Here is an 8,122-nt window from a genome sequence, read left to right as displayed (position 1 = left end):
TTTCATCGGCGACTTGTTCTATATTACACCTCTATACCCTAATCGTCAACACCTTTTTGTTTTTATTTTACAAATCATAAAAAGCATTGAAACTTCCGAATTTCTAGTCCATCCCTAGAGATTATTAAACTTGTGTAGTCACTTTAATAATCTACAGTTTATACTCATTTATTTACTTACTACTAATACCTTTCTAAAGAATGAATATCAGATCAAACAAATATATATTAAGGATAGCATTTTTTATTTTGAGAACATCCCAGCTAAAGTCACTATTTCTCTCCTCCCACTTATCTCTAGGAATGATAAATAAACTTAGGAGGCGTTATGAAATGCATGTTAATAAGAAGATCATTTATGTATCCCATGATGCCCATTTCCACGGAGCACAGCTACTTTCTTTACATACTATTAAAGCTCTTAAAGAAAACTTTCATTACTCCGTCGCAATTATTTCTATTGGAACGGGCATTTTAATCCACGACTTTCAAAAGTATGGTCCTGTTTATTGCCTAGAGGAAGACTACCAAACGGAAGAAAAGGTCGAATTATTAATAAAGGAGTTATTATCACAAGACTATACCATCGCCATATGTAGTACCGTCATAAGCGGTGATATAGTTGCACTACTAGCTAAACACAATATACAAGTTATTTCATTAATACATGAATTGCCGCATTTAATACAACAGTACTCTGCCGAGGGAAAAGCTAGAAACATTGCCGAGTTTGCTTACAAAATTGTCTTCCCTTCACAGTACGTGTATGAAAAATTCCGTACAATCACCCAATTAGATCATCAAAAATGCCACATCCTCCCTCAAGGTTTGTTTAACCACAATCCTTATAAGAACAATATTGCAAAAGCTAGAAACGAATTACGAAAAAAACACAACCTGCCTCTAGACAGCAAAATCATTTTGGGCGTAGGTTTCGCTGATCATCGAAAAGGGATAGATTTATTCTCACTTATTGCTTACTCAGTAAGAAAGGTTCATACGAATATTCATTTTATCTGGGTCGGGAGAACGGATGTTCATTTTTTAAATACGCTCTCCCAAAGATATACAGCACATTTCACATTAGTGGAGCCTACTCCAGATATCGGTTTATATAACGCCGGGGCTGATTTATATTTATTAACTTCAAGAGAAGATCCTTTTCCCAACGTTGTTTTAGAAGCATTAGATACAAAAGTCCCTGTTATAGGGTTTAAAAACGCTGGAGGTTTTGAAGATGTTGTTACGGAACAAACTGGCGCCTTAGTAGACTTTTTAAATTTACCGAAGATGCTGGAAAGAATATATGAATTTATTGGAGATGAAGATTTACGATTACAAAAAGGTAGCTTCGGCCAAGAACTTATTGAAAAAGATTTCAACTTTCTTCATTACATTTATCAATTATTAAACCTGCTTGAGCATAATTATAAAAAAATAAGCGTAATTGTACCGAACTATAATTACGAAAAATACTTACCTGACCGAGTTAAATCAATATTAAACCAAACCTATCCCCTTTACGAACTAATTTTCCTAGACGATGCCTCTACTGACAATAGCGTATCTATATTTGAAAAGCTGCTCTCAAACGAAAATAAGCCCCACCTAAAAGTTCAGCAGATTATTAATGATAAAAACTCTGGTTCTGTATTTAAACAATGGATAAAAGGCGTCTCTGCAGCAACCGGTGATTATATTTGGATTGCAGAGGCCGATGACTTATGTGATCAGACATTTTTAGAAGAAGTAATACAAGGGTTTCATATAAATGGTGATGTTACCTTAAGCTACACACAATCAAAACAAATAGATGAACAAGGAAATATCCTGGCCAATCATTATTTAGATTACACAAATGATATTGATAAAGAAAAATGGAAAAGTTCTTATTTTCGAAAAGGGACAGATGAAATACAAGATACGTTACTTATCAAAAACACCATACCTAATGTCTCAAGTGTAGTTTTTAAAAACATAGATATAAAAACAACAGAAAAACAATTAGAAAAGTTTAAAGTGGCTGGTGATTGGTTTTTCTATGTTTCTATTCTTAAAGAGGGGAATATTTATTTCAATCCAAAACCCCTAAACTATCATAGACGACATACAAATAGCGTAACGAAAACAGAAGATCCATATTCTCATTACAGTGAAGTTGTACAAATGCAGAATTTCATTAAAGAAACCTTTACTATCGACGACATTTCAAAAAAGAAAATGTACACATATAGAAAGTACCTTAAAGCATATTTGAAGATTTAATTATATATTTTCTTCACCATCAGTATCTCTTGTAAGGCGTTACTATCATTTAAGGGGGGTTACTCTTTGAAAGAATTTATAGAGGCAAATAAAGATTTGATTTCTCAAATTGCACACAACTACAATGTAAATGCAAGTATCCATCCAGAGGATCATATCTTTCAATTCCTTGTCACTAATCCAGTCTTCCCGTCTAAAAAAGAAGCGATAGATTATTATTTTAAAGATGGGAGAAAATCAGCAGATACACTCTTAGATTTAATTACTTCCTTTTATCCTCCTATAGAAACTCCAATTAAATTATTAGAATTCGCATCCGGATATGGCTGTGTAACACGTCATTTATTAAACCTACAAAAGAGCTTAAGTATAACTACCTGCGATATACATGAAGAGGCTATTACTTTTATTGAAAGCACATTAAATAATTCTTCTATCTTATCTCACCCTGAACCTGAACAGGTAAAATTGACCTCGTCTACGTATGATATCGTTTTTTGTCTATCCTTTTTTTCTCATATGCCTGATACAACTTGGTTTCGTTGGCTTCAAACATTGTATAATGCTGTTTCCCCTGATGGCTTATTCATTTTCACAACTCATGGTTATCAAAGTAAAAAGTACTTCAACTTTCCAGATTTAGATAAACAGGGTTATTGGTTTCTCCCTTCTAGTGAACAATTGGATTTAGATGTTAATCAATACGGGCAAACGATCGTTAGTCCCTCTTACGTATGTGACAAAATTAAATTATTACCTTATAACCCTATCATCAAAAAATACACTGAAGGTTTTTGGTGGGAACATCAAGACCTTTGGGTAATAAAAAAAGAAATAAAATAATAAACCACGCTCTACTTATACACAAGTAGGGCATGGTTTATTATTTTTTACTATATAAGAACTCTTCAATCCATAGCTTATTTAATCTAATTCCACTTTTGAAATCTATTTTCGGTTCCCAATTACATTCTTGTCTTACCCTATCTATATTTAAAATGATTTTTTGAACATTTTCTTGTTTTTGTTTATAGCAGATAAAATCCACTTTTCTTTCCGTTAATTTCTCCAATTCTACTATAATTCGTTTTAAAGAGAGACCTTTGCCGCTGCCTATGTTATACACAGAAGATTTCAAACGATTTAATTGTGATAGTTGTATAGTGATTTCAACTAAATCATCGATATAAATATAATCTCGAATAATCTCTTGTGGGTTCCCATATATATTAATCTTTTCATTACTGAGATGCTGATACAAAAAACAATTTATTGCTCCAACTTTCTTTAAAGGGTTTTGATATTTTCCATATGGATTAGAATATCTACATACAACATAGTCAATTCCATATTTTTTCTTATAAAAGTACAAATAATTCTCAAGCGACACTTTTGTTATTCCATAAGGAGAAAGTGGTTTTAATGGATGTTCCTCATCAATAGGTAAATATTCAGGTTCACCATAAACTGTACCTCCAGAAGATGCTAATACAATTTTTTTAATAGGAAAATTTTTAACACTTTCCATGAAATTAAGAAAAAAAAGCTACTGTTCATGTCTCCGAAAACATCTTCAATTGAAGTTGCTACATTAGACGTTGCAGCTAAATAAATGATCATATCCACATTCACTAAAGCTTTATATATATCTTCAACATTTGCTAAATCACCTTTAATAAATTCAACCTCACTTATAATATTTTGAGGAAAATTATTTATATGTCTGGAAAATACTTTTACATTTTGACCTTGTTTCAATAAACCTAATGCGAGGTTAATACCAATGAAACTATTTCCACCTACTATTAAATAATTATTTTTCCTCATAATACCCTCTCTAGTAATAAGATTTTTGCTTATCATACCTAGAAATACAAATAAATAAACTTGGTCACTTCTATTATTTATTCTCTTATAATTGTATGCCTCTTATAAATTTTCATTATCTTTATTTTATATTTTCATTTTAGAATCGCTATCTTATTTAAAATGACCGCAAAAAACACTCATAATATTTACTCATTCCCATGAATATATTGGATTAATAAAAACTTCCCTTCCCAAATTCTCACTCGTTTATTCTATTTTAAAAACCTTCTCCATAAATAAAACTTTCAAAAAGGAGCACTAAATTTATGAAGAATGTAAATCAAGAGCTTTTAAATCATGTAATCCTACATAAAGATCGAATTCCACATTTCCATAAAGACTTTCCACTTATACTATTCTGGAGCCATAGAAGCGGATGTACCACATTAGCTAATTGGTTCTTTTTTCAAATTGGATTATTTCCTGAAGCAAAGAAATACAATGACTTTATTCATTACTATGAGTTCTGGGTGTATAAAAACAATACAAATTACATACTTGAGTTACAAAATGGTCTTCTAGAAGCCAAAAAAGATGTTTATAAACTTGTGCGAAACCCCTATACAAGGGCTGTCAGCTCCTTTTTATTGCTTGCTGACAATCCATACGCTAGCCCTCAATGGGAAAGTATCCGCCATTATTTTTATAATGACAACTATAGTAACCAAGGAATATCATTTAAACAATTTTTATATTACGTTCGAGCATTCGGTTCCAATTCCCTAGCAACAGATATACATTTTAGTCAGCAATACGTTCCAGGTGAAGAAAACTTCATCCAATACTATATTCCTTTAGAAGATTTTAATACACAAATCACCAAGATAGAACACACGTACGATTTAGTTAAATCCAATTTAGCGCAGCTTACAAATTCAGATCATCATCGCGCTCATAAGATGCTTTATACAGGAAGCTATGCAGAACTTAGCATTACAGATGCATCCTTCCCTCGCTTTCCGACATATGAAAGCTTTTATGATAAAGAAACCATGGATTTAGTTACAGAAATATATGCACAGGACTTTGAAATGTATCCGTACACAAAAGGGATATTTTAAGTCTATACATTCTTCAATGAATAAAAGCGAATGTATCGCATAGCATAAAGTGAAACTTTAATTAGTGCGGGGTTCTCCCCCACTAATTATTCCCTTCTACCAATCTTACTTTTATGGATTCCCTAATTTTCACCCACTCTCTTTGATTTCGCTGATTGTTGACGTGTGTGTCATATGCATTTAACACAGGAGTGATGTCATATGGAAGGTAATTTGAAACACAATAATGGATACTGCGTTATTTGTGAGAAGGAAACTACATTTATAGAGCATAATGATTGGCTTAGAGATCATTACTTATGTCCTACATGCCACTCTATACCGAGGCAACGAGCTTTAATCCATGTTTTAAATACATTTTTTCCAAAATGGGGTTCCTATCATATCCACGAATCTTCTCCTGGAGGGATTACAACTCAGCTACTAATAAAAAACTGCAAAAACTATACATACTCTCAATACTTTAAAAACTATCCTCTCGGTCAATACTTTCAAGGAATTAGATGTGAGAACTTAGAAAACATGACTTTTCCAAATGAATCTTTTGATTTGTTCATTACTCAAGATGTCTTTGAACATGTAATGGAGCCAAACAAAGCCTTTAAAGAAATAGAGCGTGTATTAAAACCTGGCGGCGCTCATGTCTTTACTGTCCCTTGGTATCATACACTCACAAAAACTTTGCAAAGAGCGAGAGTGAATAAAGAAGTGATTGAGTATATTGAAGAGCCCATTTATCATGGAAACCCTATCGATAAGAATGGATCTTTAGTAACATTTGATTGGGGGCAAGATATGATTGAATATATTTATACACATGCAAATATGTATACTATTGTTTATTTACAAAAGGATAGATCCCTAGGATTAGATGCTGAATTTTTGCATGTTTTTATTAGTACAAAAAGCTCGTAAATAATTTTTATCATTATGTAATTCGGAGGTTTAACAAATGAATAACTTTAAGTTAGGAAGTGATTTTGATAACCTTGTTAGTCCATTATCTGACGCCCAACTTCTAAATCTATTTATACAAAGTTGCTCACAAACAACTATAAACGGCGTACCCGTACCTATGTTCCCCCCTGAAGAAATTCAAAAACAATTTGTAGGTGCTTCCTATGAACACGCCCTATATGAAGCATATTTGTTTTATAGCCATATAAAAACATACGCTCAAAATTTAGGTGTTCCCTTGAATAAAGAAAGTAAAGTTTTAGACTTTGGTTGCGGATGGGGAAGAATTATACGTTTCTTATTTAAAGATGTCTCTGATCAAAATCTACTCGGCATTGATGTGGATCCTGCAATGATCACTCTTTGTAATGAAACATTAGGAAGGGGGATATATAAAACAGCAAGTCCACAACCTCCTGTAGAATTTATTCACGACAATTCATTAGACATCATATTCGCTTATTCCGTATTCTCACATTTATCTGAAGAAACTGCAGAAAATTGGATAAAAGAATTTTCAAGAATACTTCGTCCAGGCGGAATTTTTATTGCCACAACACAGGCACGATATTTTCTCGATTTTTGTCAACAATTTAAAGAACATCCTGAATTAATTCAAACAGGATGGCATAAAACTTTATCTCAAGCTTTTCCAGATATACATCGCGCCATCTCAGATTATGAAAACGGAAATTTTGTCCACAGTCCTACTGGTGCAGGAGATATTAGAAATAGTAGCTTTTACGGAGAAACTGTTATACCTATGACTTATATTAAAAAACATTATGAGAAGTATCTTAAACTAAGGGATTTTTTTGATGATATAAATCGATTACCACAAGCGTTATTTATTCTTCAAAAAGATTAATATCATCTCTTCATATATGGAGGAGACACAATAAAGGGGCGATAAAACTTGAAAATCATTGCCTTTTACTTACCTCAATTCCACCAGATAAAAGAAAATGACCAATGGTGGGGGAAAGGTTTTACCGAATGGACAAATACTAAAAGTGCACGCCCTTTATTTTCAGGACATTATCAACCAAGAGAACCGTATCGAGATTTTTACTATGACTTAACAATTCCCTCCGTAAGAAAATGGCAAGCTGAAATCGCCAAAGCATACGGCATATATGGTTTTTGTTATTATCATTACTGGTTTAAAGGTAAAAGGCTATTAGAAACACCTTTAAATGAGGTACTTAAGATAGGTGAACCAGATTTTCCATTTTGCCTTTCTTGGGCAAATGAACCATGGACAAAAACTTGGGACGGTCTCGATAAGCATATATTAATGCCTCAAGATTATGGAGATGTATCAGATTGGAAAGAGCACTTTGAATATTTATTACAAGCGTTCCAAGATAAAAGATATATTCGGATAGATGGTAAGCCTTTATTCATTATTTATCGCCCAGGACATATTCCTGATTGTGAAAAGATGCTTAATTATTGGAATATACTAGCACAAGAAAATGGTTTGAAAGGTATATTCTTTGTAGAAACACTAAACAGCTTTCCAATTCCACATATAAACGGATTCGATGCTAGCATTCAATTTGAACCTTTTTATACAATTGCCCATGATAGCTCTTCAGACATAAATAAAACCATATATGAGTCTGGTATGCAATTAAATGCTTGGGACTACGATAAAGTATGGATGTATATATTAAAACGATCTCCCTCAAAGAAAAAAACATTCCCTGGAGCTTTTGTTGATTGGGATAATACAGCTCGCCGCAAAGATTTAAACAGTAGTATTTTCATAGGTTCTACCCCTGAGAAATTCACAATATATTTAAGTAAGCAAATTCATCGTGCATACTCCCTTTATAATAGCGAGTTTTTATTTATTAATGCGTGGAATGAATGGGCAGAAGGTACTTACTTAGAACCCGATAAAAAATATGGATTCGCTTATTTAGAAGGAGTTAAAAAGGCAATTAATCGAGGCATGAAAGCATA

Annotated in this window: 6 protein-coding genes and 1 pseudogene; 6 read left to right on the top strand and 1 reads right to left on the bottom strand. The window is 32.7% G+C overall.

Annotated features, from left to right (window positions below; genetic code table 11):
• Positions 1 to 332: 332 nt before the first annotated feature.
• Both CDB3_RS00650 and CDB3_RS00645 read left to right on the top strand, forming a co-directional pair.
• On the top strand, positions 333 to 2,264 hold the full coding sequence (locus tag CDB3_RS00650) for a glycosyltransferase (RefSeq protein ID WP_128853214.1): 1,932 nt from the start codon (positions 333 to 335) through the stop codon (positions 2,262 to 2,264).
• A gap of 66 nt (positions 2,265 to 2,330) precedes the next feature.
• Entirely contained in the window at positions 2,331 to 3,107 is a 777-nt protein-coding gene (locus CDB3_RS00645; protein ID WP_128853213.1) for a class I SAM-dependent methyltransferase, read from the top strand.
• 40 nt (positions 3,108 to 3,147) lie between these two features.
• Here CDB3_RS00645 and CDB3_RS00640 read toward each other — a convergent pair.
• Positions 3,148 to 4,091: pseudogene (locus CDB3_RS00640) on the bottom strand (NAD-dependent epimerase/dehydratase family protein).
• Positions 4,092 to 4,399: 308 nt separating this feature from the next.
• Between CDB3_RS00640 and CDB3_RS00635 the strand changes: the two are divergent.
• The 4 genes from CDB3_RS00635 to CDB3_RS00620 all read left to right on the top strand — a co-directional run.
• Positions 4,400 to 5,194: a sulfotransferase family 2 domain-containing protein gene (locus tag CDB3_RS00635; RefSeq protein WP_128853212.1), complete on the top strand. Its 795-nt coding sequence runs from the start codon at positions 4,400 to 4,402 to the stop codon at positions 5,192 to 5,194.
• 201 nt (positions 5,195 to 5,395) lie between these two features.
• Positions 5,396 to 6,109, top strand: coding sequence for a class I SAM-dependent methyltransferase (locus tag CDB3_RS00630; RefSeq protein ID WP_128853211.1), 714 nt, complete (start codon positions 5,396 to 5,398; stop codon positions 6,107 to 6,109).
• 37 nt (positions 6,110 to 6,146) lie between these two features.
• The gene (locus CDB3_RS00625) at positions 6,147 to 7,019 is read left to right on the top strand and encodes a class I SAM-dependent methyltransferase (protein ID WP_128853210.1); all 873 of its coding nucleotides are present in this window, start codon (positions 6,147 to 6,149) and stop codon (positions 7,017 to 7,019) included.
• Between the two features lie 48 nt (positions 7,020 to 7,067).
• On the top strand, positions 7,068 to 8,122 hold a 1,055-nt coding region (locus CDB3_RS00620), incomplete at its 3' end, for a glycosyltransferase WbsX family protein (protein WP_128853209.1).

It is taken from the genome of Bacillus sp. CDB3 (assembly GCF_002081505.1).
Classification (GTDB): domain Bacteria; phylum Bacillota; class Bacilli; order Bacillales; family Bacillaceae_G; genus Bacillus_A; species Bacillus_A cereus_AT.
Note: the sequence above shows the minus strand (reverse complement) of the source record. Positions and strands in the feature narration are given on the sequence as shown.

What these genes read in the sequence shown, in the direction of transcription:
- CDB3_RS00630 (WP_128853211.1), top strand. Translation starts at nt 5,396, where the DNA reads ATGGAAGGTAATTTGAAACACAATAATGGATACTGCGTTATTTGTGAG.
- CDB3_RS00635 (WP_128853212.1), top strand. Translation starts at nt 4,400, where the DNA reads ATGAAGAATGTAAATCAAGAGCTTTTAAATCATGTAATCCTACATAAA.
- CDB3_RS00625 (WP_128853210.1), top strand. Translation starts at nt 6,147, where the DNA reads ATGAATAACTTTAAGTTAGGAAGTGATTTTGATAACCTTGTTAGTCCA.
- CDB3_RS00650 (WP_128853214.1), top strand. Translation starts at nt 333, where the DNA reads ATGCATGTTAATAAGAAGATCATTTATGTATCCCATGATGCCCATTTC.